We start from the raw sequence: 24,466 nt of genomic DNA on the forward strand, positions 1-24,466 counted from the left end.
AACCAAGGCTCACCCGGCGGCCTCCCCCTCCACAGGGCAGGCCCGGCCGAGATTCACCCGGGGGCCGGCCGCCGACCTCGCCGCGGGGCGCGGGCGGCGGCCAGGCCTCGCGGGCGCGGACGGCGGCCAGGCCCTCGCGGGCGCGGGCCTCCGCCACCCGGCATCACGGGCGGGTGGCACGGGTGAAGCGGGCCGCCCACTCCCGGACCAAGTCGACGAACTCGGGAGGGCCCAGCACCTCGAACTCCGCACCCACATTGCCCAGTGCCTGAGTCGGCCAGTCCAGGGTCTGCGAGGTCATCCGCACCCGGCACCGCTGCTCGTCGACCTCCTCGACCGTCGCCCACGGGCCGACGCGCACGCGAACAGCCGCTGCGGGGGCGTGCACAAGCGCTTCGACGGTGTGCGGAACGGCGACGCCGCCGCTGCCCGCACGGACGAAGGCCGCGGCGTCGTCGGCGGGCAGCTCGCGCGGGCGAAAGCGCTCTCCCGTCCCGCGCGGATCGTCGAGGCGGTCGAGGCGGAAGCTGCGCCAGTCCTGCCGGGTCAGGTCGTAGGCCACCAGGTACCAGCGGTACCCGAGCGAGACCAGCCCGTGGGGCTCGACATGGCGGGCGCTGCGCTCGCCACCGCGGGCGGTGTAGGAGAAGCGAAGCCGCTCCTCGTCCCGGCATGCCTGCGCGATGGCGGTCAGCACTCCGGCCTCGACGGTCTCCCCACCGCTCTCGACCGAGGGCACGGTCACCACCCGCAGGGCGTCGACCCGTCGACGCAGTCGCGCCGGCATGACCTGCACGACCTTGGTGAACGCGCGGATCGACGACTCCTCGATTCCGGTGACCGCGCCCTGGGCGGCCGCACGCAACCCGATGGCGAGCGCGACCGCCTCCTCGTCGTCGAGCACCAACGGCGGCAGGGCGGCGCCTGCCGTGAGCTGGTAGCCGCCGTCGACACCGCGACTGGCCTCGACCGGGTAGCCCAACTCACGCAGCCGGTCGACGTCGCGCCGCAGGGTACGCGCAGAGACCCCGAGCCTGTCGGCCAGCTCGCCGCCCGGCCAGTGCCGGTGGGTCTGGAGCAGGGACAGCAGCCGCAGCGTCCGTGAGCTTGTGTTCGCCATGCCCTCCAGGATGGCGGCAATTGAGGCCGGAAAGTGACCGCTATGGCTCCTAGCGTGGTCTCACGAGAACGGGACGTGCCCGGGCCGGGTGCGCCGACCGATCGAAACGAGGAGACCCATGACCGACGGCACGACGTCGACGATCCCCGCCACGATGGCGACCTCCGACACGACGACGACCCCCGCCACGATGGGGGAGGTGCGGCTGGCCAAGCACCTGGAGGGAGACCTCGGGACCGACACCTTCGAGCTGGTACGAGTGCCCACGCCCGAGCCGGCCACGGGAGAGGTGCTGGTCCGCACGGACTACCTGGGTCTGTCGGTGGCCTACCTGGAGATGCTGCGGGCCGACTCCCGTCTGCCGATCCCGCCGTGGGAGGTCGGCCGGCGCATCGGCGGCGCCGCGGTGGGCACGGTCGTGCGGTCCACCAGTGCGGACCTGGCCGTCGGCGACCGGGTACGCACGATGGCCGGCTGGTGCGAGTACTCGGCCGGGTCCCCCGACCAGTACCCCAAGCTGGACCCCGACCTGTTCCCGAGCCCGGTGCACCACCTCAGCCAGGGGCCCACCGCCTACTACGGGATGTCCGAGATCGCCAAGGCCGGTGCCGGCGATGTCGTCTTCGTCTCCGGCGCCGCGGGCGGCGTCGGGTCGCTGGCCGGACAGATCGCCAGGTGCCGGGGCGCCGCGAAGGTGATCGGCAGCGCGGGCAGCCAGGCGAAGATCGACTACCTGGTTGACGAGCTCGGCTTCGACGCGGCGTTCGACTACCGCGACGGACCCGTCCTCGACCATCTGCGGGAGCTGGCGCCCGAGGGCATCACCGTCTTCTTCGACAACGTCGGCGGGGAGCAGTTCCATGCGGCCGTCGAGGCTGCGGCGCCGGGGGCCCGCTTCGCGCTGTGCGGCGCGCTGGCCACGCAGATCGGCGACCACGAGGACCGGTTCCCCGAGCCGGACCTCACCGCGGCGGCCGCCAAGGGGATCGAGGTCCTGCCGTTCTCCACCCATCACACCCCCGAGCAGATCGCGGCGTGGACCGAGCACTTCAGCACCTGGTTGAGCGAGGACCGCTTCGTGTTCCCCCACACGATCGTGGAAGGCGGCCTCCCGGTAGCTCCCCAGGCGCTCGTCTCCCTGCTGAAGGGCACCTACCGGGGCAACGTCTCCGTCAGGGTCGCCGGCTGAGGCACGAAGAGCGCCGCCCGTCACCCCCGGGACGGGCGGCCCGCTCCCGGTGACGCCCCCACCATCCAAGGAGAACCGGCACATGGCCGACGCCCCCGTGCTGTCCACCCGCACCCTGAACCGGACACTGCTCCAGCGGCAGTTCCTGACCGCCCGAACCTCCCGCCCGGCGCTCGACGTCGTCGAACACCTGGTCGCCCTGCAGGGGCAGGAGCCCAACTGGCCGGACCTGCCCGTCCCCGTGCGATTTCTGCCCGCCTTCGACAATCTGCTCCTCGGGCACGCGGACCGCACGCGAGTGATCAGCGAGGCAGACCGCAAGCTGGTGATGCCGGGTCAGGCCATGGTGCGGCCCACCTTCCTCGTGGACGGCTTCGTCCACGGCACATGGGCGGTGAAGGGCTCCGTCCTGCGCATCTCCCCCTTCCGGCCGCTGTCGCGCGCGGGCACACAGGCCGTGCTGGACGAGGCCGAGCGCCTTCTCGCCTTCGTCGCACCCGACGCGGCGAAGCGGGGGGTCACGTTCACCTGAGAACGGGGACGCCTCCGCCGCCGGTCACGGGAGCTCTGGCCACGGATCCCGGCGGGAGGGACCGCCCGGCTCTACCGCGGCGGGTCGAACACCAGGTCGGCCGCGCGGGCGAGCACGTCGGCGCGGGTGCGGCCCTCGTGGTCGGCGGCGAGGGAGTGGTGGCCGATCGCCACGCAGAAGGCGATCAGGCTGCGGGCCTCGACTTCGTCGGGATCGGGGCAGAAGGTGCCGATCGTCTCTCGCAGCAGGGCCATGCGCCGGTTGTCCACCCGGCGCAGGCGCTCGGCGACGGCCTCGTCGCGCCGGGCCCAGTCGCGGACGGCGAGGTCGATGGGGAGCAGGCGGTCGTCGGAGAAGGTGAGCATGCCCGCGCGCCGCGCCCTGGTCTTCGGGTCGCCGCCCTCGCGCTCGACGCGGTCGATCACCTCGTCGGTGGCCTCCCGTTCCCAGGTGTCCAGCATCGCCTCCAGCAGCGCGTCACGGTCGGCGAAGTACCCGTAGAAGCCGCCCTTGGTGACGCCGAGCCGCTTCGCCAGCGCCTCGATCCTGACGGCGTCGGGGCCGCCGTCGGCCAGGGCCCGCAGGCCTTCCTCGACCCATCGGTCGCGCGGTGTGCGAGCAGCGCCCACGGTGTGTCCCACCTCACTCGTCGCCCGGATATACGCAACCGTATATCCGGGTCTAGCCTCGTCTTGTACGCAAGCGTATAAAACGGGGCGGCACACGGCGCCCCGAGCGGGAAAGGCGGCAGCAGCCATGAAACTTCCTCTCACAGCCCACACCCACCGGCCGTGGCGGAGCCACGAGTTCACCCGCGACTTCCGGACCGAGGACGTGTGGTCCTTCCGCACCCCCGGAGCCGGGCCGGACGACTTTCCCGTGATGCTCGCCGCGATACGGGCCGCCATCGGAAGCGCCGAGCAGAGCCCGCCGGCCCGGTTCCTGTTCGCGGTGCGGTGGAAGCTCGGCGCCCTGCTCGGCTGGGACAGGACCGACGCGGGGCTCGGGTCGCGAGTCCGGTCGCTGCGCGACCGCCTGCCGGACGACCTCCGCGAGAGCGCGGACGGCTTCGACTTCGACGGAATGCCGCTCACCCCCGTGTACCGGCTCGCCGACGAGGCCGTCCTCGAACTGGCGAACAAGACCGTCCACGCCCTCATGCACCTGGGCTGGGTGCCGACCGGCGACGGCGGTCACGAGCTGCGGATGGCGGTCCTGGTCAAGCCCAACGGCCGGTTCGGCCGGCTCTACATGGCCCTCATCGCACCCTTCCGCCACCTGGTCGTCTACCCGGCGCTGACCCGCCAGTGGGAAGGCGCCTGGCGGGACCGCGCGCTCCTGCTCGGGGGCACCGGCCCTCGGCGGTGAGCACCGGCCGGGGCGGCCCACCCCCTCCGGCGCGAGCCTCCCAGCCGGCCGGCGTCGCCGGGCGGTGGAAGCGCGCCGGTCAGCCCTCCACCGTGGACTCCGAGGCCGGCCTCACCGTGCCGCGGCCTCCTCGACCACCACGCCCGGGGAGTACGGCTCCAGGTCGCGGAAGAACCGCGCCGCGTCGATGACGGCCTCCGGCGGGTGCACGCCCGGGCGGCGGGCCGTCCCGTCCAGCACCTGGGCGAGGCCGAGGGCCAGCGGGACACCGGTGGCGAGGGCCATGTCGGCGAGCAGGCGCGGCGGGTCCTCGGCGGGGCGGGCGAGGACGGTGAGCGGGCGGCCGGCGCGCCGGCCGGTGGCGACGGCGAAGAACGGCGGCAGGCTGCCCGGGCCGCGGAACCCCGCCGCCCGGACGCCCGCGGTCAGGGCACGGCCGAACGGGGGGCCGGTCAGCAGGGAAGCGGCGGACTCGTTGTCCAGCCGGCCGCGGTCGAGGTCACGACGGAGCCCGTCCAGGAAGGCGACGGTGCCCCGGGTGACCACCATCAGGCAGGCCGCGTTCCCGGTGGGGGCGAGGCAGCGGCTCAGGGTGACCGGCTCGGGGTGGCCGACGGTGTAGGCCGTCCCGGCGCGGCCGCCCGGCAGGGCGAGCGCGACCGGCCGCAGCGGGGGCCGCCGCACCAGCTCGCCGTGCTCGACCACGGCGACGGTGCCGCGGATCTGCTCCATCCAGTGGACGACGGCGGCCCCCACGCCTGCCGGCTCCTCGCCGGCGTCCGGGACGTCCACCGGCCAGGCCGTGTGGACGTCGTGGACGGTGTCGAGCCGCTCCGCCGCCAGTGCGGCGAGCAGGTTGGAGATGCCGGGGCTCGCACCCATGCCGAGCACTGCCGTGACGCCAGACCGCCTTGCCTCGCCGTCCAGTCCGAGCATCCGGACGGTCGGCTCCCAGTCGTCGCAGAGGTCCAGGTAGTGGGTGCGGGTACGGATCGCCGCCGCGAGCACGGCCGGGCCGAACCGGTAGTAGGGACCCACCGTGTTGAGCACCACGTCGGCGGCGCCGAGCGCTTCGTCGAGCCCCACCTCGTCCGTGACGTCGATCCGGCGTGCGGACACCCGCACCGCTCTGACGTCGAGCTCGGCGACGAGTCGGCGCGCCGCATCCATGTCACGGTCGCCGACGACGATGTCGCGGACGCCGGGCAGCGCGACGGCCGCACGGACGGCGGCGGCGCCCATGGCTCCGGCACCTCCCAGCGCGAGGATCCTCATCGGCGCCCCCCGGTCCCGGTCGGAGGAACGGCCGCGACGTAGCGCCGGAGGTCGTCGAGATAGCCGTCGACGTAGATCGACCGGGGCGCGGCGAGCATGGTGAGCAGGCCCCGGGTCTCGTCGTCCTCGACCTCGGGCCGCACCAGGTTGTGATTGGCGTCCGCGTGCCGGACGACGGTCAACTGATTCGGCCCGGTGAGGAGTCGGCGGTAGCCGGCCTCGGTGTCGGCCACGTCGACGTTGCGGTCCCGGCCGCCGAGCACCAGCAGGACGGGCACGTTGCGGGCGGCCAGCGCGGTCAGGTCGGCGGTGGCGTCGGCGGTGCGGTTCTTGCCGATGAACCGCCACCGCGCGGGCGTCAGGTCGCCGAGGTCGGGGCCGAGCGCGGCCCGCGCCTGCTCGTAGGTCGCACCCTGGCGCAGTTGCTCGTCGACCCGCTCGCTGCGGGCGACTTCCGCGTCGACGCGACTCTGCGGGGCATGGTCGTGGGCGAGTTCGGCGAGCAGGTTGTAGCGGCCCTGCCGGAGCCAGTTGACGGCCGGGGAGACGGCGATCACGAACCGGACCCCGGGCACCCGGTTGGCCACCTTTGGCAGCACCCAACCGGCCTGGCTGATGCCCCAGAGGCCGATCCGGCCGGGGTCGACCCCGGGCTGCGACCTGGCCCAGGCGATGGCCGCGGCGGCTTCGGCGGCCCGGTCGTCCATGCTCTGGTCGAGCCAGTCGCCGGGGGCGCCGCCGACACCAGGCTTGTTCCAGGAGAGCGAGGCGTAGCCGGCCTTGGCGAGGGCCTCCCAGATCGGGCGGTAGAAGGTGTCGCGGGTGGCGTCGGCAGGCCCGTCGCCGTGGACGAAGACGATCAGGCCGAACGGCCCGTCACCGCCCTCGGGCCGGGCGAGCACGCCGTCCAGCGGTTGGGCGCCACCGGTGATGGTGACGCGTTGTTCGCGCAGGTCGTAGCTGTGCTGGTAGGCCACCCAGCCGCCCGCGGCACCGGCCGACAGGGCCAGTGCGAGCAGGGAGCCGAGCAGGCACCGGAGCCAGGTGCGGGGTGTCCCTCGTGCCATCTCGCCACCATATCTATCGCAATCGAAACTATCGTTCTTCTATCGATAGTTTTGAGCGTACTACACTCCCCGGAGGAAGGGAGCGGCACGATGACGGAGGAACTGCGGACCGAAGTCCCCACCAGGACGCTGGTGGAGGGGCTCGTCCGGGCGGACGGCACGGTGGACGCGGGCGAGCTGTACGAGGTGGCGGGCGCGCTCGGGATGTCCGACCAGCAGGTGCGGCTCTGCATCAAGCGGATGGCGGCGGACGGCCTGCTGGTCCAGGAGGGCCGCGGGCGGCGCGCCGTGCTGCGGGAGACGGCCGAGGCGCAGCGGGTGGCCGACCCCGAGGTCGACTTCGTCCGGCACATGTACGCCCAGGACGCCGGACTCGCCCCCTGGGACGGCAGCTGGCACCTCGCCGCCTTCGCCGTGCCCGAGCCCGCCCGTCAGGCCCGGGACGCACTGCGCGAGACGCTGGTCCGGCTGGGTGGAGCGGCTGTCCAGGGTGGTGTCTACGCCTGCGCCAACGCGTGGGAACCGTACGTCGAGGCGGAGGCCGACCGGCTCGGCGTCCGCGGCCGTCTCACCCTCCTGACCAGCACCGATCTGCGGATCGGCGGCGAGTCGGACCCGATCGCCCTGGCCCGTCGGCTCTGGCCGCTGGACGAACTCGCCGACGGGCACCGCCGGTTGGCGGCCGTCGCACGCGCGCGGCTGGCCCGGCTGACCGCTGCCACTCCCCCGGGGCTCCCGGGCCGGACCGAACGCCTCGCCATCACGGTCGAGTTGGCCGCCGAGTTCACCCGGGCGACGACCCTCGACCCGCTGCTGCCTCCGGAGCTGCTGCCCCGGCCCTGGCCCGGCGCCGAGGCCCGCGCCCTGACCGCGGACTGCTGGCGGCTGCTGCTCCACGCCGAACGGTCCGACCCCGCACCCGGGCCCCGCCTGTTCCACCGCTACGACGAGGTGGTTCGCGAGATCACCGGGGCCGGAGGTGAGGCCGGGGGTGAGGCCGGGCGCGGAGCCGGCTGATCCCGGGCCGCCCCGACGCCCGGCGGTGCACAACGGCGGCCGCCCCCGCGCCATTGCGGGCGCGGGGGCGGCCGTCATACCCGCGCCGGGCCGGCCGTGCGTCCTGTGCCGGGTCGGCGGGGCGGTCCACGCCGCGGGCCCGCAGACCGGCCGGGGCGTGGGATCACCCGGCCGGGAGGTCGACGCCTCAGCCGGTGGGCGGGATCAACCGGCTCAGAACTGCTCCACCCAGTACGGCGCGACGGTCATCCAGCCGTTGCCCGTGGCCCCGTTGAGCCGGCCGGAGCTGGTCCGGGCCAGGGTGTACCAGGACTCCACGTAGTCCGGGTCGTCGGTCCACCAGGAGGTGGGCAGGGCGGCGAGCACCGCGTTGACGAGCGGTATGTAGGCGCCCTGGTCGGCGATGGTGAGCAGGACGGCGGCGACGGCCTGGGCCAGGGCCAGGTAGTTGGTGTCGCCGTCGTCCTCCATCAGGACCACGTCGGCCAGGTTGTACTTGTAGTTCGACCAGTTCACCAGGATCTGGTTCGGGTTGTACACCGTGCCGTCGTAGCGCAGGTAGGGCATGGCGACCGAGTCCACCCGGACCTTGCCGTCCTGCCCGAACCCGGTGACCAGGCCGAACATCTCGGCCGCGCCCTTGAACCAGGGCTCCTGGTCGTCGGACACCTCGATGCTGTCGATCTTCGTGGCCCACCAGCCGCCCGCGGCCTGCGCACCGGCGAGGCCCTGCGCGGCGAACTCCCGGCGCAGCACCTCGGATCCGGCCGCCATCGCCTTCGCGGTGTCGATGTCGACCAGGTAGACCGGCTGCCCCGGCACCCGGGTGGCGTCGAGCGTGTGGACGTGCCCCGCGGTGTCGTAGGCGCGGACGGTGCGGGCGCGGTCGTCGGCCACGGCGGTGGCCACCAGCGGCGTGGCGCCGGCGTCGAGGGCCGCCCGCATCGACGGATCGGCCAACTGGACGCGCAGCAGCGGGCCGAGACCGGCGTCGAGGCCCTTCGCCGTGGCGATCTTCCGGTCGGCGGCGACCGCGGTCTCGGCGAGGGTGTGAGCGGCGGGCGTGCCGGAGGCGGCGGCGAGCGGGGCGAGCTCGGCGCCGGCGGACCCGGCCGCGGACTGCACCCGGGAGCGCCAGGCGGCGTCGGCGAGGGATCTGGCCAGGTCGCGGGCGACCTGGTCCTCGATCGTGGCGACCCGGCCCGCGGATTGCGGGGCCGGGGTGGGAGCGGGGGCGGGCGCCGGAGCGGCCGCGGCCTGGCCGGCCGCCAGGGCGGCGAGCGACAGGGCCGCGACCGCCACGGTGGCGCGGCGGAAACGGGAGAGCGCCATGCGGGTGTCCTCCTGAAGCGGAAGGTGCAGGGAACCATGCGGAACCTTGCAGGGAACCGGCCCCGCCTACGACGGAGCCATGTCAAGTAAAGTCAGCAAGTGACTCACCATCAAGAAGTGCTCCGGAAAACACTTTCCATCGCCCGACGGGCCGGCGGGGGTCCGGCCGCGGGCCGGACGGCCGCCGAACCGCCCGACGAACCGCCTGCCGCGCCACCCGCCGAACCACCTACCGGACCGCCTACCGTGCCACTCCGGAAGAAATTGGATTCGCGGCCACCGGCTCCACCCGGACGGTGATCTCCGTCCACGGCGACCGGCCAGGACGCCTGAACGGCCACGCCGCGCCGGCCCCGGAGCCCCACCCGGGCCCGACGCGGCATCCTCCCGCCCGGCGCGGCACTCTCCCGCCCGGCAGGCCCGCTCGGTAGCATCGCTGCCGCACGATCACCGGCGGGCCGGCCGACGGCTCCCCCGACCACCGGCGAAGGGAGGGACGATGCGGGTCGCGCTCTTCGCCACCTGTGTGAACGACGCGCTGTATCCGTCGACGGCGGTCGCCACCGTCCGCCTGCTGGAGCGCCTCGGGGTGGACGTCGACTTCCCCGCCGGGCAGAGCTGCTGCGGGCAGCCACAGTTCAACACCGGCTACCGGCGCGCCTGCGAGCCGCTGATGCGCCGGACGGCCCGGGTGTTCGCCGGGTACGACCACGTGGTGACGCCGTCCGGGTCCTGCGTGGCGATGATCCGCGACAACTACCCGCGGATCGGGGCCCGGGCCGCCGCCGAGGGCCGAGGCACCCGACTGGCCGACGTCGCCGCGCAACTCGGGCCGCGGGTTTACGAGTTGACCGAGTTCCTGACCGACGTGCTGGGCGTCGAGGACGTCGGCGCCCACTTCCCGTACCGGGTGACCTACCACCCGTCCTGTCACGGGCTGCGGGTGCTGGGCCTCGGCGATCGGCCCCGGCGGCTGCTCCGGGCGGTCCGCGGGCTGGAGTTGGTCGAGCTGCCGGGCGCCGAGGAGTGCTGCGGCTTCGGCGGCACCTTCGCCCTGAAGAACCCGGCGGTCTCGGCGGCGATGGGCGAGGACAAGCTGCGCAGCGCCCTCGCCACCGGCGCCCGGGTGCTCTGCGGCGCCGACAACTCCTGCCTGCTGCACCTCGGCGGAATGCTGCGCCGCCGGGGCGGCGCGTTGCGTCCGCTGCACCTCGCCGAGATCCTGGCGAGCACCGAGGCCGAACCCTGGAGGGCGAGTTGAGCGGTAGCACCTTTCTCGGCATGCCCGCCTTCCCGGAGGCCGCCGCCCGCGCCACCCAGGACGCGACGCTGCGCGCCAACCTGCGGCACGCCACCCACACCATCCGCGACAAGCGGGCCCGTGCGGTGGCCGAGCTCGCGGACTGGGCCGAGCTGCGCGCCGCCGGCAAGGCGATCAAGGACCACACGCTGCGCCATCTCGACGGCTACCTCGTCCGGTTGGAGGAGGCCGTGACGGCGGCGGGCGGCACCGTGCACTGGGCCGCCGACGCGGACGAGGCCAACGCGATCGTGACCCGCCTGGTCCGCGCGACCGGCGAGCGTGAAGTCGTCAAGGTCAAGTCGATGGCCACCCAGGAGATCGGGCTGAACGAGGCGCTCGCCGCCGCGGGCATCACGGCGTACGAGACCGATCTCGCCGAGCTGATCGTGCAGTTGGGTGACGACCGGCCCTCGCACATCCTCGTCCCGGCGATCCACCGCAACCGTGCCGAGATCCGGGAGATCTTCGCCGGGCGGATGGCCTCCTGGGGGCGCCCGGCGCCCGAGGGGCTGACCGACACGCCCGCGGATCTCGCCGAGGCGGCCCGGCTGCACCTGCGCGAGAAGTTCCTCAGGGCCCGGGTGGCCGTCTCCGGAGCCAACTTCATGGTGGCCGAGACCGGCACGCTGGTGGTCGTGGAGTCCGAGGGCAACGGCCGGATGTGCCTGACCCTGCCGGACACCCTGATCTCGGTGGTCGGCATCGAGAAGGTGGTGCCGACCTGGCGCGACCTGGAGGTCTTCCTGCAACTGCTGCCGCGCTCCTCCACCGCCGAGCGGATGAACCCGTACACCTCGCTCTGGACCGGCACCACCCCGGGCGACGGACCGTCGGAGTTCCACCTCGTCCTGCTCGACAACGGGCGCACTGCCGCCCTCGCCGACGAGGTCGGCCGCCAGGCGCTGCGGTGCATCCGCTGCTCGGCCTGCCTCAACGTCTGCCCGGTCTACGAGCGGGCCGGCGGCCACGCGTACGGCTCGGTGTACCCGGGGCCGATCGGCGCCATCCTCACGCCCCAACTGCACGGCATCACCGGCAGGGTGGAGGCCTCGCTGCCGTTCGCCTCCTCGCTCTGCGGAGCCTGCTACGAGGTCTGCCCGGTGGCGATCGACATCCCCGAGGTCCTGGTCCACCTGCGCGAGCGGGTCGCCGGGCAGCGCGGCCACCCGCTGGAGCGGGCGGCCATGGCGGCGGCCGGATACGTGCTCGATCACCCGGGGCTGCTCCGCGCGGCCGAGCGGGCGGCGGCCCGGGCCAGGCGGTTCCTTCCGCGCCGGCTGCCCGGGCCGGGCCGGGCCTGGACCGACACCCGGGACCTCCCGGAACCACCCGCCGAACCGTTCCGCGACTGGTGGCGGAGGAACCGCCGATGACCACTCACCGCCCGCCCGGATCCCGCGAGCTGATCCTCGGCCGGATCCGCGCCGCGTTCCACGGCCGCACCGCTCACGACTCCGACGAACGGCCGCTCCCCCGGGGCTACTCGGCGAGCCACGCACCGGCGGACGACCCGGCCGCCCTGCTCGACCTGCTGCACCACAACCTGGCCGACTACCGCGCCGAGGTCCACCGCTGCACGGCCGCCGGACTGCCCGCACTCGTCGCCGCACTCCTCACGGCGCGCGGCTCCCGAAGCGTCGCCGTCCCGGCCGGCCTGCCACCGGCCTGGCTCTCCGCCGCCACCACCGTCGAACGGCGAGCGGACGACGGCACTCTCACCGCCGACCGGCTGGACCGGACGGACAGCGTGCTGACCGGGTGCGCGCTGGCGATCGCGGAGACCGGCACCCTGGTCCTGGACGCCGGCCCGGCCCAGGGCCGCCGCCTGCTCAGCCTCGTCCCCGACCACCACCTCTGCGTCGTCCTGGCACCCGGACAGGTGGTCGCCTCCGTCCCGCTCGCCCTCCCCCGGCTCGACCCCACCCGTCCGCAGACCTGGATCTCCGGCCCCTCGGCCACCAGCGACATCGAACTCGACCGCGTCGAGGGCGTCCACGGCCCGCGCACCCTGGAGGTCCTGCTCGTCACGGAGCACTGACCGCGGTCAGACCGGCCGCAGCTCCAGCGTGCAGCACTTCGCCCCGCCACCCCCCTTGAGCAGCTCGGAGACGTCCACCGGCACCGGCTCGTACCCGTGCTCGGCGAGCCGGCCGGCCAGCGCCTTGGCGGCCTCCGGCAGCAGGACGTGCCGGCCGTCCGAGACGGCGTTGAGGCCGAACACCTCGGCGTCGGCGCGGTCGGCGAGGATCGCGTCCGGGTAGAGGCTGCGCAGCAGTGCCTGGCTGTCCGGCGAGAAGGCCGCGGGGTAGTACATGACGTGGTCGTCGTCGAGGACGGCGAGCGCGGTGTCCAGGTGGTAGAAGCGCGGGTCGACCAGGGTGAGGCTGAGCACCTGGACGCCGAACAGCGCCCGGGCCTCGGCGTGCGCGGCCGCGTCGGTGCGGAACCCCGTCCCGGCGAGCACCCGGCGGCCGGCCACCAGGTGGTCGCCCTCCCCCTCGTTGACGTGGCCGGCCCGGTGGACCTCGCGGTACCCGTGGGCGCGGAACCACTCCTGGTACGCCTCCGACTCCCCCGACCGCTCCGGGTGCCGGAAGGTGGCGACCAGCGCCCTGCCGTTCAGCACCGTCGCACCGTTGGCGGTGTAGACCATGTCGGGCAGGCCGGGCAGCGGGTCGATCAGCTCGACGGTGTGGCCGAGCCGCCGGTACAGCGTGCGGAGGCGCTCCCACTGGAGGAGGGCGAGCGCGGTGTCCGTCGGGCGCCCCGGGTCCATCCAGGGGTTGATCGCGTAGTCGACGGTGAAGTGCGTCGGCCGGCACATCAGGTAGCGCCGTGGCCTGGCCGTGCGCTCCGGGGTTCGGTTCGGCATGCGGCAACCTCCGCCGTCCGGTTGTTCGGGGGATCGGGATCACGGGCGTACGGGCCGCGGTCGCACGCGAGCACGGCCCAGAGGGCGGCTGCCCCGCCCGCGCCGTTCGCACACACGCGCGGACGTCCCCGGCCGACGCACCACCCCGCGCACCCGGCGCGGCCCCCGGCGCACGACGGCACCCCGCGCGCCCCGCGGCCTCTCCCCCTCGCCCGCGCACCTTCTCCTCGCCCACTCCCCCACGTGGCCGATCTCACGTACCGGCACGGGCCACCTACGGTGGCGTAAGTCACTTCAGACAGTGAACTATCTCCTACATGCCGAACCTCCAGGAGACCCTTGACCTCAGTTCGTACGCCGCCCTCGGGGACAGCTTCACCGAGGGCCTGAACGACCCCGGCGCGGCCGGTGCATTCGCCGGCTGGGCGGACCGGCTGGCCGGGCTGCTCGCCGACGGACAGCCGCCGGGCGGATTCCGGTACGCCAACCTCGCGGTACGCGGCCGGCTGCTCGACCAGATCGCGGCCGAGCAGGTGCCGCAGGTCCGACGCATCCAGCCCGACCTCGTCACCTTCTGTGCCGGCGGCAACGACATCCTGCGCCCGGGCAGCGACCCGGACGAGGTGGCCGAGCGCTTCGAGGCGGCGATCACCCAACTCACCGACTCCGCCGGGACGGTGCTCATCTGCACCGGCTTCGACACCAGGGGCGTGCCGCTGCTGAAGCACCTGCGCGGCAAGATCGCCACCTACAACGGCCACATGCGCGCCGTCGCCGACCGCAACGGCTGCAAGGTCGCCGACCTCTGGTCGCTGCGCGCCGTGCAGGACCGCCGGGCCTGGAGCGACGACCGGCTCCACCTCTCCCCCGAGGGGCACCAGCGTGTCGCCCTGCTGGCCGCCCGCTCGCTGGGCCTGCGCACCGAGCAGGACCCGGAGGCGCCGTGGCCGGCCCTCCCCGTCCAGTCGGCCGCCGACCACCGCCGGGAGAACCTGCAGTGGGCGCGCGAGTACCTGCTCCCGTGGGTCGGCCGGCGGCTGCGCGGCGAGTCCTCCGGCGACCACGTCGAGGCCAAGCGCCCGGAGCTCATGCCGCTCTGACGACACGTCAGCGGTCCGACGGCGCGGGCCCCCCGGGAGAACCGAAGGGGCCCGCACCGGGCCGGCGGGCCGGGCGCACGGCGCCCGCGTGCAGCACGGCGGCCAGTGCGGCGCCGACCAGGTACCAGAACAGGTCCGGCGGGTTGAAGGTGGAGCCGAGGACCAACCGGGCGAGCGTGCTCCGGCGGCCCAGCTCGTCGGGCACACCGGTGAGCTGGAACAGCTCCACCGCCCAGCTCAGCGCGGCGGCCAGGCCCGCGGCGGGCAGCGGGCGCAGCCGCGGCGCGGCCAGCAGCACCAGCGTGTACACCAGCACCGTGTACAGCGCGTCCCCCGCGTACTTGGCGAACTCCCCGCCGCCCACCGCCCGCACGCCCAGCCCGGCCACCACCGTCAGGACCGCGGCCGCCAGGGCCGCCGCCCGAACGGCCCGGCCGGCCCGCCTCCCCCGAAGATCTTCCATGCCGGCCAGCCTAGGGGGTGCCCGACACCCACCCCGGCGATCACCCACGGCCCGGATCACGGGCACGCACGCCGTCCCGGGGGGCGAGAACCCCGCGCCCGCCCTTCGGACAGGCCCCGGCCCGCGGAACGCACCATACTGGGGAGATGGCGAAGAAAAATCCCCCGCCGCAGCGTCCGCCGACCGTCACGGTCAAGGGGCGCGACGTGCGGATGCGTACCATCGGGGTCGCCGTCCTCGCGGTGCTCGCCGTGTGGTTCATCGCGGCCAACACCGGATCGGTGTCCATCACCCTGTGGGTCGCCACCGTCACACTGCCGCTCTGGGCCGTCCTCACCGTGACGCTGGCGACGGGCCTGGTCATCGGCTACGTCGTCGGCCTCCGCCGCCGGGCCAGGAGCTGAGCACGGGCAGAGGCCAGGGGCTGAGCGCGGGCAGGGAGGAGGGCAGCGGCCGCCTCGACGAGTCGGCCCGATCCATCGATTCACCGGTCACGGTGCCGGACATCCCGGTCGCACGGTGCTGAACGTCCTGGTCGGCGCCGCCGTCCCGCTCGCCCTGCCCCGGGGCGGCCGCCCACCCGCCTCCGGAACCGCCGCCATCCGATCGGCGTCCCTCCCTCCCGACGGACCCCGCCCACAGGCCGTGCCGGCAGGCCGGTCCGAACACCGGCCCCCTGGCCGGGTAGCCTGCTGCCCGGCCCGCCGAGGGGCCGGGTCCGCGCAGGTCGCGGGCGGGAACGACGGACAGACGGGGGCGGGGCGCAGTGACGCAGCTGACCGAAGCGGTGGAGGGGTCCGGCCTGCGGGCGGACGCGGAGGGGCACGGCCGGGGGCCGGGGCGGCGGTTCGCCGTGGACGGGTTCGCGCCGCGCCACGACGGCCGCGCCCGCGAGCGCGGCAAGGCACTGCGCGAGCGCACCCCTCGCGAGCGGCACGCCGAGTTCGCGCTCGGCGCCGACCGGCCGGGCGCCGTCGAGGCGATCGAGGCCTCCAACGCCGGCCGCCTCACCGACCTGGTGCCGATCCGGCTGGGCCGGATGGCGGCCACGCCGTTCGCCTTCCTGCGCGGCTCGGCCGGCCTGATGGCCGCCGACCTCGCCGCCACCCCGGCCACCGGGATCACCGCCCAGCTCTGCGGCGACGCGCACGCCGCCAACTTCGGTCTCTACGGCGACGCCCGCGGCCGGCTGGTCATGGACATCAACGACTTCGACGAGACCGTGCCCGGCCCGTGGGAGTGGGACCTCAAGCGGCTCGCCGCCAGCCTGGTGCTGGCCGGCCGTGAGATCGGCGCCGACGAGACGACCGCCCGCCGGGCCGCGTTCGACGCGGCGGGCTCCTACCGCCGGACCATGCGCACGCTGGCCAAGCTGCCCGCGCTGGACGCCTGGAACGCCGTCGCCGACGACCAGTTGGTCTCCTTCGCCCAGGCGCACGACCTGGCCGAGGCGCTGCAGAAGGTCGGTGCCAAGGCGCTCGGCAACACCAGCGCCAAGTTCGCCGCCAAGTCCACCGTCCGGACGGAGGAAGGGGGTTGGCGGTTCACCGCCGCTCCCCCGGTCCTCAGCGAGGTGTCGGACTCGACCGCCGGCGCGGTCGCCGCGTCGCTCGGCCCCTACGTGCAGACCGTGCCCGCCGAGTTGCACCCACTGCTCTCCCGCCACCACGTGCAGGACGTGGCGTTCCGCGTGGTCGGCACCGGCAGCGTCGGCACCCGCTCGTACGTCGTCCTGCTCACCGACCACCGCGAACAGCCGCTGGTGCTCCAGGTGAAGGAGGCGCGCCCGTCGGTCCTGCTGCCCCACCTGGCCCGCGCGGGCTTCGCGGTGGCGGCGCCGGCCTCCGACGCGCACGAGGGCCGCCGGGTGGTGCTCGGCCAGAAGCGCATGCAGGTGGTCAGCGACACCCTGCTCGGCTGGACCACCGTGGACGGCCTGCCCTACCAGGTCCGGCAGTTCCGCAACCGCAAGGGCAGCGTGGACCCGGCGGCGCTGCTCCCCGGCCAGCTCGACGACTACGCCCGGATCACCGGCGCCCTGCTGGCCCGGGCCCACGCGCACACCGCCGACCCGGGCGTGATCACCGGCTACTGCGGCAAGAACGAGGCGCTGGACGAGGCGGTCTCCACCTTCGCGGTGGCGTACGCCGACCGCACCGAGGCCGACCACGCCGACCTGCTCGCGGCCATACGGGCGGGCCGGCTCCCGGCCGAGCACGGCATCTGACGGCCCACCACCCCAGGACGAGCACGGCGTCCGAGGGGTCGCCACCCCGGGCCGGGCACGGCCTCCGAGGGGTCGCCCCCCGGGCCGAGCACGGCCTCCGAGGGCCGGCCCGTCACTCCCGGCCGGCGGGATTCAGGAACGGCGCGACCGCCGCGACGAACTCCGCCGGCCGCAGGTGGTGCACCAGGTGCCCGGCCTCGATGGTGACCACCCGGCAGTCCGGGATCCGGTCGGCCATCTCGGCGATCCGGTCCTGCGGCACGTGGCTGGCCGGGCCGCCCGCCACCACCAGGGTCGGAGCCGTGATGGCCGCCATCCGCTCCAGCCAGACCGGTGCCGGGGTGTCGAGCTGCCCCTTGATCGCCCTGACCACCGCCCAGTCAAAGCTCACCGGCTCGGTGGGGGCATCGGCCACCGGGGTCGCCGGGCGCGGGTAGGGCGCCGGGATGTCCTCCAGCACCATCCGGCCGATCCGCCCGGGGTGCTCCTGCGCGAGCAGGTACGCGACCACGCCGCCCATCGAGTGGCCGACCAGGTCGACCCGCTCCAGTCCGAGCACGTCCAGGAAGCCGAGGACGTCGTCCCGCATCAGCTCGAAGCCGTACCGGCCGGGCCGGCCGCTGTCACCGTGGCCGCGCAGGTCGAGCGCGTAGACGTGGTGCTGCGGGGCGAGGCCCGGCAGGACGCCGTCCCAGTCGGTGGCCCGCTCGCCGAGCGCGTGCAGCAGGACGAGCGGCGGGCCGCCGGGAGTGCCGTGCTCGCGGTAGGCGAGGGCGACCTCGGGAAGCTCCACGATCCGGTGATCAGTCATGCCGCCCACCGTATGCCGTGGCCGCCGCACCCGGCCCGTCCGTTCGCCCACCGCTCAACGGTTCGCCGCTGCCCGCGACCTACTGCTGCGTCCGTGCCTCGGCCGGGCCGGGCACGGCCGGTCGAGCCTCCGCTCCCCGAGCGTCCTCCTGAACGGCCTCGTCCTGGCCCGCCGCTCCTGCGGCCGCCGCCTCGGCCTCCCGCGCCGCCGACGCCCGGCCCGCGCACACCGACGCCAGCACGGCCAGCCCGGCCACCGCCGCGCACACCGCGCTCGCGTACGTGTACGCCGCCCGGTGCCCGCCGCCGCCCCCGGTCGCCCGCAGGTAGACGCCGGAGAGCGCCGAGATGCTGACCGCCGCCGCGATCCGCTGCGTCATCTGCAGAATCGCCCCGCTCACCCCGGCCGCCTCGGCGGGCGCGTGCCGCAGCACGTACGCCTGGTTGGTGGCCCCCATCACGCCCACGGCGGCGCCGCCGAGCAGTTGCAGCGCGGCGAGCAGCCAGGGCAGCGCACCCGCGGGCGCCCAGTGCACCACCAGCCCGCTGGTGAGCATCACCAGGGCCGAGAGGGTCATGCCCGCGGTGACGGTCCGCCGGCCGAACCGCTGCACCACCCGCCAGGCGAGCGCGGAGGCGGCCCCCATGGACACCGCCGAGGGCAGTGAGACCAGCGCCGCACCCATCGGGGAGAGCCCGAGGCCGTCCTGCAGGAACATGGCCAGCACCAGCCCTGCCGCGAGCGAGGAGCCGAACTGGGCCATCGCCACCGCCGTCCCCAGCGCGTACGGCGCGGAGCGGGTCAGGGCCGGATGGATCAGCGGGTGGCCGCCGGCCCGGGCGTAGTGGCGCTGCCACCAGGCCAGCGCGCCGAGCAACAGACAGGCGCCGCCGGCGAAGCCGAGCCAGCCGGTCCAGGCGGGCGGCTGGACGAAGGGCAGCATCAGCGTCAGGGTCAGCGCGCCGACCAGCAGCAGTCCGACCAGGTCGAGGTCGGCGTGCCGGGCGCTCGGGCGCGGCCTCGGCAGGTGGCGGGCGGCCAGGGCGACGGTGGCCAGCCCGAACGGCACGTTGAGCAGGAAGGTCAGCCGCCAGCCGTGCTCGGGCCCGACGGCGGCCAGCACCGCGCCGCCGACCGGCGGGCCGAGCGCGAACGCGAGCCCCCCGGTCACGGCGTACATGCCGAGCGCCCTGGCCCGCAGCTGCCCGCTGAAGACGTCCTGGATGGTGCCGATCATCTGCGAGTTGACCAGCCCGGCCCCCGCCCCCTGGAGCAGCCGGGCGGCCACCAGGACCCACGGCTCGGTGGCGGTCGCCGAGAGCAGGCTCACCACGGTGAACAGTGCCAGGCCGGTGACGAAGAACCACTTGCGGCCCCGGACGTCCCCGAGCCGCCCGCCGGGCACCAACGCCAGCCCGAAGGCGAGCGAGTACCCGGCCACGATCCACTGCAGGTGGGCCGGCTGGGCGTGCAGGCTCTCACGCAGGGCGGGGATCGAGGTGTTGAGCACGGACTGGTCGAGCAGGGTGGTGAACCCACCCGCGACACAGACCAGCAGCACCCGGCGCCCCGCGGCGTCGAAGCGCTCCCGGGGCGCCGCGGCTATCGAAGCGGCGGAGGACGGCTTCACGGGACGACCACCACCAGCACGTAGCGGGCCTCGCCCGGGCCCGGACACCGGAACCGGGTGGTCTCGGCGACGAAGCGCAGGCAGTCACCGGCCGCGAGCAGCTGCGGCTCGCCGTCGACCGTCAACTCCAACCCACCCTCCAGCAACCAGAGATGGTGCTCCAGCCCGGGGACGGACGGACGGTCGTACGCGATGTCGGCCCCCGCCGGCAGCCGGCCCTCGACGACCTCCGCCCGCAGCGACCCGTGCGGCGGCGACACCGACCGCCGGACGAACCCGGTCGCCTCGTCCCGCCACACGGCCTGCTCCCCGGCCCGCACCAACCGCGCCGGCGCCGACTCGACCTCGGCCAGCAGCCGCGACATCGTCCGCCCGTACACCGAGCAGAGCCGCCCGAGCAACGCCGCCGTCGGGCTCACCTCCGCCCGCTCCACCCGTGACAGCGTCGACCGGCTCACATCCGCCCGGCGCGCCAACTCCTCCAAGGTCCACCCGCGTTCGAGCCGCAGCTCGGAGAGACGGGCTGCCAGCCGCTCGTCGGCGGCCGTGTCGATTCCCATATTCGCGATGTTATCCCGGATGTGAGATCGAAGCAGGGGCCGGCCCTTGGGCTTGTCCGACCAGCCCTAGCCGGAGCCCGTAGACGACCCGTCAACGCCCGCGCCCACCGGACGTCCACGGGCCTCGAACACAATCCTCGTCGAGCGCCGGCGACACGTCGGCGCAAGGTTCGAGAGAGGACGGAGAACCCCCTGCAACTACACGCAGGCCCAGCAGTGGTCCTTCGCCCCTCCACGCATCCCGCACAACGGCTAGAGGGCTTGCCGGCACGGAGAAGCCCACGCCGAGGGGTGGTCCCGGACGGCCGGGCAGTCCGGAGGGCTCTCACCTCCGGACTGCCGACGGGACTGCCGACCGGCCGTCCGGCCCGGCCCCGGCCCCGGCCCGGCCGCGCCGAGGGCCGTCAGCGGCGGGCGGGGCGCGCGGTCATCACCGCGGCCGCCGCAGCCGTCGCGGCCAGGATCGCCGCGGCCACCCACAGGGCGTGCTGGGCCGCGGTCCGCGCACTGCCGGCCGCCCCCAGGTAGACGCTGCCGACGACCGCGACGCCGAGGGTGCCGCCGAGCTGCTGGACGGCGTTGAGCAGGCCCGCGGCCGAGCCGGTCTCCTGCGGGCCGACACCGCTGAGCGCGGTGCCGAAGAACGGCGGGGTGAACAGACCGGTGCCCAGCCCGGCGACGGCCAGGGCCGCGGGCAGCGCGGCCGGGTAGCTGCCGGGGCCTGCCGCACGGTACGCGAGGACGGCGGCCGCCAGGCCGACCGCGAGGACGACGATGCCGGCGTGCAGGACGCGCGTCCCGTACCGGGGGACGAGGTGGGCGCCGGCCGCCCAGGAGCTGACGGCCAGTCCGGCGGACCACGGCAGCAGGGTGAGCCCCGCGGTGAGCGGGCCGTCGTGGAGGCCGAGTTCGAGGTGCAGCACGACGGTGATCATGACGCCGTTCATGACGGCGAAGAACAGCGTCGAGGTGGCCAGCGCGGCGGGGAACGCCCGGCCGCGCAGCAGGGCCGGTTCGATCAGCGGCGCGTGGCCGCGGCGGGCGGTGCGGCGCTGGTGGGCGACGAACAGACCCAGGACCGCGGTGCCCGCGGCAACGAGGGCCCACGCGGCGGGCGAGTGGCTGCCGGTGGCCGGCGGGCACACGACCAGGGCGGTGCCGAGCATCGCGAGGACGGTGCCGGCCGGATCGAGGCGGGGCCTGGTCGGTGCGCGGTCCTCGGTCAGGTACGGGCTCGCGGCCAGGACGGCGGCGGCCAGTGGGAGGTTGACGAGGAAGACCGCGCGCCACGAGGAGCCGAGCAGGTCGGCGTGGGTCAGGACGCCGCCGAGGACCGGGCCCAGCACCGCGGACAGGCCCATGACGGGCCCGATCATGCCGAGCGCCCGGGAGAGTTCGTCGCCGTCGTACATCGCGCGGATCAGCCCGAACGTCTGCGGGATGATCGCGGCCGCGGCCGCGCCCTGCACGGCGCGAACCGCGATCAGCGCCACGGCGCCGGGTGCGAGCGCGCAGGCCAGGGAGGCGGCGGCGAACGCGACGACGCCGACCCGGAAGACCCGCCTGCGGCCGGCGATGTCGCCGATCCGGGCGCCGGTCAGCAGGCCGAGGGCGAACGCGAGGGTGTAGGCGGCGCTGAACCACGGGATGGTGGCCGCTGCCCCGCCGAGATCGGCGTGGACGACGGGCGCGGCGACCTGGACGATCGTGGCGTCGAGGAGGTTCATCGCCTCGGCGGCCAGCACCGCGGCCAGGGCGAGCCCGTGACGGCGCGACCTCGGTGGGGTGGGCCGGGCCGGGCCGGCTGTGCGGTGCGTGGTGTGGGACATGGGTCTCCCCCGGGGACGGCGCGGGTGCGTGGTGGCGGCCGGGCCGCGGGCGACGTGGTCGCGGTGCGGCGGGCGGCCGGTGACCACCGTGCCGCCCGATCTACGCGCACTTCCACTTCTTCGGGCGTCATCGGTGATTACTTCCATGGAGGTCGGCTAGTTTGGTGATTGTGCTCGAACTGGATGATCTGGACCGGGGCCTGATCCACGCCCTGCAGGTGGACGCGCGGGCGCCGTTCACGCTCATCGCCGACGTCCTCGGCTCCTCGACGCAGACCGTCGTCCGCCGCTACCGCCGCCTCCACGCACAGGCCGGACTGCGCGTGGTCGCCCTGCCCACACCCCGCAGCTCCGGCCTGCACCAGTGGTTCGTACGGCTGACCGCCGCGACGCGCAGCGCGCACGACATCGCGCTGGCGCTGGCCCGCCGCCCCGACACCTCCTGGGTGCGCCTGACCTCCGGCGGCACGGAGATCGTCGCGATCATCCACACCGCGCCCGCGGGCCCGGACGCGCACGCGCTGCTCCTGCGGGACATCCCCCGCACGGCGGGGATCACGGCGGTCTCCGCGCACCACCTGCTCCACACCTACCTGGGCGGCCCGACCGCGTGGCGCGGGCGGATCGACGCCCTGGACGCCGGCCAGGAGGCGCGGCTGCGCGCCGAGACCGGCGCCCCCGACGCCCCGGGCACGGCGGGCACGGCGGGCACCGACGCCCCCGTGTACCTCCTCACGGACGCGGACCGCGTGCTGCTGTCGGCGCTGCGCGAGGACGCGCGCCGCAGCTACGCGGACCTGGCCGCCGCGACCGGCACCACCGCGGCCACGGCGGCCCGCCGACTGGCCGAACTGCGGGCGCGCGAAGCACTGTTCTTCGACGTGGACATCGATCCGGGGCTGCTGGGCGTGACGGTGTCCGCGCTGCTGTGGATGCAGGTGGCGCCCGCACACCTGGATGCGGTGGCGACAGCGCTGGCCGGGCACGAGGAACTCGCGCTGGTCGCGGCGACGACCGGCCCGACGAACCTGGTCGCGCACGCGCTGTGCGGGGACGCGGGGGCCCTGCACCACTACCTGACGCGGCGGGTGGCATGGGATGCGGTGACGCGGATCGAGACGGCGCCCGTGCTGCGCACCTACAAGGCGGCGACGACGCTGCGCGCGGGCTGAGCCCGCCCGTGGGCGGCCGGGCCGCCGTAGCACCGGGCCACCTCGCCTCAGGCCGCCGGGCCTCACGCCGCCGAGTGCGTCATCGTCCCTCGTCCCCCCTCGTCCCCCCTCGCACCCTCTTGGGCCCCCTCGGGGCCCCTCGGACCCCCGGCCAGCTGGTCATATGATGTCCGCGACCAGGGGCCGGCCAAGGCCCAGGCAGTCAAGGGGGGGATCATGTTCGGCATCATCAGGCCGTGTCGCCACCGGCTCTCCGAGCGGTTGCAGAGCTCGTGGATGGCACACCTGTGCGGGCTCTGCCTCGCCCTTCGGGACGACCACGGACAGCTGGCGCGGACCGCGACCAACTACGACGGTCTGATCATCTCGGTGCTGGTCGAGGCCCAGAGCGCGAAGGACGACGCCTCCTGGCGCCGCACCGCCGGGCCGTGCCCGCTGCGGGGGATGCGGACGGCGTCGGTCGCCAAGGGCGAGGGCGCGCGGCTGGCGGCGGCGGTCTCGCTGGCACTCGCCTCGGTGAAGATCCGTGACCATGTCGAGGACGGGGACGGCGTGTTCGCCCGCCGGCCGGTCGCGGCCGGGGCGCGCGCCGTGACCAGGCACTGGGACCGGAAGAGCGCGGGCAGCGCCTCGGTGGTCGGCTTCGACACCGCCGTGCTCCTCGACGCCGCCGCCCGCCAGGGCGAGTTGGAGCGTGGGCTGGGGCCGGGCGGGTCCGTCCTGCTGGTCACCGAGCCCACCGAGAGCGCCACCTCCGCCGCCTTCGCGCATACCGCCGTGCTGGCGGGGCGGCCCGCCAACGCAGCGCCGCTGGCCGAGGCGGGGCGGCTGTTCGGCCGGCTCGCCCACCTGCTGGACGCCGCCGAGGACCAGGCCGAGGACACCGCGACCGGCGCTTGGAACCCGCTCACGGCGACCGGCACCGACCGGGCCGAGGCCGAGCGCCTCTGCCGCGACGCCGTCCACGGCATCCGGCTCGCGCTGCAGGAGGTCGAGCTGACCGACCGGGCGCTGGTGCACGTCCTGCTGGCGCACGAGACCGAGCGCGCCGTCGAGCGGGTCTTCGGCCCGGCCTCGCACGCCGCGGCCTGCAAGACCCGGACGGTGCCCGGAGCGGCGCCGGACGCCTCCAACCCCTACCGAACGCCGCCCGGGTACGACCCCAACCAGGCGCCGCCGCCCGGTCCGGGCGCGCCCGTCCCGCCGTGGGTGCCCCAGGGGCCGGGCTTCGACCCGCCCGGCGCCCGGCCGCCGCACCGCCGCAACCTGCTCGCGGGCTGCGCGGTCTGGGCGCTGATGGCCTGCACGTGCCAGCTGATGTGCTGCGACCACAACGACCCGTTCTCTCGCGAGCACCGCCAGGGCTGGTGCGTCCGGAACGACTGCGACTGCAACTGCGGGGACTGCAGCGGCTGCGGGGACTGCTGCCAGTGCTGTGGCGACGGCGGCTGCTGTGACGGCTGCGGGTGCGACGGCTGTGACTGCGGCTGCGACTGCTGAGCGCCCTCCGCCCGCCTGTCCCGGGAGCTCCCCGAGTTCGAAGGGAAACTGACACGACCGCAGGCGGAGCCGGGCTCGTCCGAGCGACGAGCCCGCCCG

23 protein-coding genes are annotated in these 24,466 nt (G+C 74.9%); 12 read left to right on the forward strand and 11 right to left on the reverse strand.

The genetic code is table 11. The features are described 5' to 3' along the window. Positions 1-163: 163 nt before the first annotated feature. Positions 164-1,120, reverse strand: coding sequence for a helix-turn-helix transcriptional regulator (locus tag ACZ3YO_RS28775; protein WP_465574876.1), 957 nt, complete (start codon positions 1,118-1,120; stop codon positions 164-166). 118 nt (positions 1,121-1,238) lie between these two features. On the opposite strand from ACZ3YO_RS28775, the gene ACZ3YO_RS28780 reads away from it, so the two are divergent. After that, the gene (locus ACZ3YO_RS28780; RefSeq protein ID WP_465574878.1) at positions 1,239-2,309 is read left to right on the forward strand and encodes a zinc-binding dehydrogenase; all 1,071 of its coding nucleotides are present in this window, start codon (positions 1,239-1,241) and stop codon (positions 2,307-2,309) included. Positions 2,310-2,391: 82 nt separating this feature from the next. Next, complete coding sequence (locus ACZ3YO_RS28785; protein ID WP_465574880.1) at positions 2,392-2,841, forward strand: DNA glycosylase AlkZ-like family protein; 450 nt, start codon at positions 2,392-2,394, stop codon at positions 2,839-2,841. A 71-nt stretch (positions 2,842-2,912) separates the two neighbouring features. Here the strand turns inward: ACZ3YO_RS28785 and ACZ3YO_RS28790 are convergent, their stop codons facing one another. Beyond that, positions 2,913-3,470, reverse strand: coding sequence for a TetR/AcrR family transcriptional regulator (locus ACZ3YO_RS28790; RefSeq protein ID WP_465574883.1), 558 nt, complete (start codon positions 3,468-3,470; stop codon positions 2,913-2,915). Positions 3,471-3,597: 127 nt separating this feature from the next. On the opposite strand from ACZ3YO_RS28790, the gene ACZ3YO_RS28795 reads away from it, so the two are divergent. After that, positions 3,598-4,209: a DUF2867 domain-containing protein gene (locus tag ACZ3YO_RS28795; RefSeq protein ID WP_465574886.1), complete on the forward strand. Its 612-nt coding sequence runs from the start codon at positions 3,598-3,600 to the stop codon at positions 4,207-4,209. A 111-nt stretch (positions 4,210-4,320) separates the two neighbouring features. Here the strand turns inward: ACZ3YO_RS28795 and ACZ3YO_RS28800 are convergent, their stop codons facing one another. Both ACZ3YO_RS28800 and ACZ3YO_RS28805 read right to left on the reverse strand, forming a co-directional pair. After that, a complete protein-coding gene (locus tag ACZ3YO_RS28800) occupies positions 4,321-5,484 on the reverse strand; it encodes a saccharopine dehydrogenase family protein (RefSeq protein WP_465574889.1) in 1,164 nt (387 codons plus the stop codon). After that, a complete protein-coding gene (locus ACZ3YO_RS28805; protein ID WP_465574891.1) occupies positions 5,481-6,551 on the reverse strand; it encodes an alpha/beta hydrolase family protein in 1,071 nt (356 codons plus the stop codon). Before ACZ3YO_RS28805 ends, ACZ3YO_RS28800 begins: the two co-directional genes overlap by 4 nt. Positions 6,552-6,641: 90 nt before the next feature. Here ACZ3YO_RS28805 and ACZ3YO_RS28810 point away from each other — a divergent pair, with 90 nt between their 5' ends. After that, positions 6,642-7,568: a PaaX family transcriptional regulator C-terminal domain-containing protein gene (locus ACZ3YO_RS28810; RefSeq protein WP_465574893.1), complete on the forward strand. Its 927-nt coding sequence runs from the start codon at positions 6,642-6,644 to the stop codon at positions 7,566-7,568. A 213-nt stretch (positions 7,569-7,781) separates the two neighbouring features. Here ACZ3YO_RS28810 and ACZ3YO_RS28815 read toward each other — a convergent pair whose 3' ends face one another. Next, positions 7,782-8,900 (reverse strand): DUF3103 family protein, encoded by a 1,119-nt coding sequence (locus ACZ3YO_RS28815; protein ID WP_465574896.1) that lies wholly within the window; start codon positions 8,898-8,900, stop codon positions 7,782-7,784. 499 nt (positions 8,901-9,399) lie between these two features. Between ACZ3YO_RS28815 and ACZ3YO_RS28820 the strand changes: the two genes are divergently transcribed. Genes ACZ3YO_RS28820 through ACZ3YO_RS28830 form a run of 3 tightly spaced genes read left to right on the forward strand, consistent with a single transcriptional unit; the run spans position 9,400 to position 12,241 of the window. After that, positions 9,400-10,161, forward strand: a complete 762-nt coding sequence (locus tag ACZ3YO_RS28820; protein ID WP_465574898.1) for a (Fe-S)-binding protein — start codon at positions 9,400-9,402, stop codon at positions 10,159-10,161. 20 nt (positions 10,162-10,181) lie between these two features. Beyond that, complete coding sequence (locus tag ACZ3YO_RS28825) at positions 10,182-11,576, forward strand: lactate utilization protein B (RefSeq protein ID WP_465575180.1); 1,395 nt, start codon at positions 10,182-10,184, stop codon at positions 11,574-11,576. Continuing rightward, entirely contained in the window at positions 11,573-12,241 is a 669-nt protein-coding gene (locus ACZ3YO_RS28830; protein WP_465574901.1) for a LutC/YkgG family protein, read from the forward strand. Before ACZ3YO_RS28825 ends, ACZ3YO_RS28830 begins: the two co-directional genes overlap by 4 nt. A gap of 6 nt (positions 12,242-12,247) precedes the next feature. Here the strand turns inward: ACZ3YO_RS28830 and ddaH are convergent, their stop codons facing one another. Then, entirely contained in the window at positions 12,248-13,075 is an 828-nt protein-coding gene (gene ddaH, locus ACZ3YO_RS28835) for a dimethylargininase (protein WP_465574904.1), read from the reverse strand. Between the two features lie 317 nt (positions 13,076-13,392). Here ddaH and ACZ3YO_RS28840 point away from each other — a divergent pair, with 317 nt between their 5' ends. Continuing rightward, positions 13,393-14,175 (forward strand): SGNH/GDSL hydrolase family protein, encoded by a 783-nt coding sequence (locus ACZ3YO_RS28840; RefSeq protein ID WP_465574906.1) that lies wholly within the window; start codon positions 13,393-13,395, stop codon positions 14,173-14,175. A gap of 7 nt (positions 14,176-14,182) precedes the next feature. Here ACZ3YO_RS28840 and ACZ3YO_RS28845 read toward each other — a convergent pair whose 3' ends face one another. Beyond that, entirely contained in the window at positions 14,183-14,638 is a 456-nt protein-coding gene (locus tag ACZ3YO_RS28845) for a ribosomal maturation YjgA family protein (RefSeq protein ID WP_465574909.1), read from the reverse strand. A gap of 146 nt (positions 14,639-14,784) precedes the next feature. Here ACZ3YO_RS28845 and ACZ3YO_RS28850 point away from each other — a divergent pair, with 146 nt between their 5' ends. Next, a complete protein-coding gene (locus ACZ3YO_RS28850) occupies positions 14,785-15,042 on the forward strand; it encodes a LapA family protein (RefSeq protein WP_465549457.1) in 258 nt (85 codons plus the stop codon). Between the two features lie 362 nt (positions 15,043-15,404). Next, on the forward strand, positions 15,405-16,865 hold the full coding sequence (locus ACZ3YO_RS28855; protein WP_465574913.1) for a DUF2252 domain-containing protein: 1,461 nt from the start codon (positions 15,405-15,407) through the stop codon (positions 16,863-16,865). 112 nt (positions 16,866-16,977) lie between these two features. Here the strand turns inward: ACZ3YO_RS28855 and ACZ3YO_RS28860 are convergent, their stop codons facing one another. The 4 genes from ACZ3YO_RS28860 to ACZ3YO_RS28875 form a co-directional block, all read right to left on the reverse strand. Further along, entirely contained in the window at positions 16,978-17,676 is a 699-nt protein-coding gene (locus tag ACZ3YO_RS28860; protein ID WP_465574915.1) for an alpha/beta fold hydrolase, read from the reverse strand. Between the two features lie 79 nt (positions 17,677-17,755). Next, complete coding sequence (locus tag ACZ3YO_RS28865; protein ID WP_465574918.1) at positions 17,756-19,306, reverse strand: MFS transporter; 1,551 nt, start codon at positions 19,304-19,306, stop codon at positions 17,756-17,758. Next, positions 19,303-19,866: a helix-turn-helix domain-containing protein gene (locus ACZ3YO_RS28870; protein WP_396323392.1), complete on the reverse strand. Its 564-nt coding sequence runs from the start codon at positions 19,864-19,866 to the stop codon at positions 19,303-19,305. Before ACZ3YO_RS28870 ends, ACZ3YO_RS28865 begins: the two co-directional genes overlap by 4 nt. 404 nt (positions 19,867-20,270) lie before the next feature. Continuing rightward, positions 20,271-21,695 carry an MFS transporter gene (locus ACZ3YO_RS28875; RefSeq protein WP_465574921.1) on the reverse strand — a complete coding sequence of 475 codons (1,425 nt, stop codon included), beginning with the start codon at positions 21,693-21,695 and terminating at the stop codon, positions 20,271-20,273. 170 nt (positions 21,696-21,865) lie between these two features. Between ACZ3YO_RS28875 and ACZ3YO_RS28880 the strand changes: the two genes are divergently transcribed. Then, entirely contained in the window at positions 21,866-22,867 is a 1,002-nt protein-coding gene (locus tag ACZ3YO_RS28880; RefSeq protein ID WP_465574923.1) for an Lrp/AsnC family transcriptional regulator, read from the forward strand. Between the two features lie 216 nt (positions 22,868-23,083). Next, positions 23,084-24,367 (forward strand): DUF5685 family protein, encoded by a 1,284-nt coding sequence (locus ACZ3YO_RS28885; protein ID WP_465574926.1) that lies wholly within the window; start codon positions 23,084-23,086, stop codon positions 24,365-24,367. The last annotated feature ends 99 nt before the right edge of the window (positions 24,368-24,466 follow it).

The organism is Kitasatospora sp. NPDC022785, assembly GCF_055561295.1.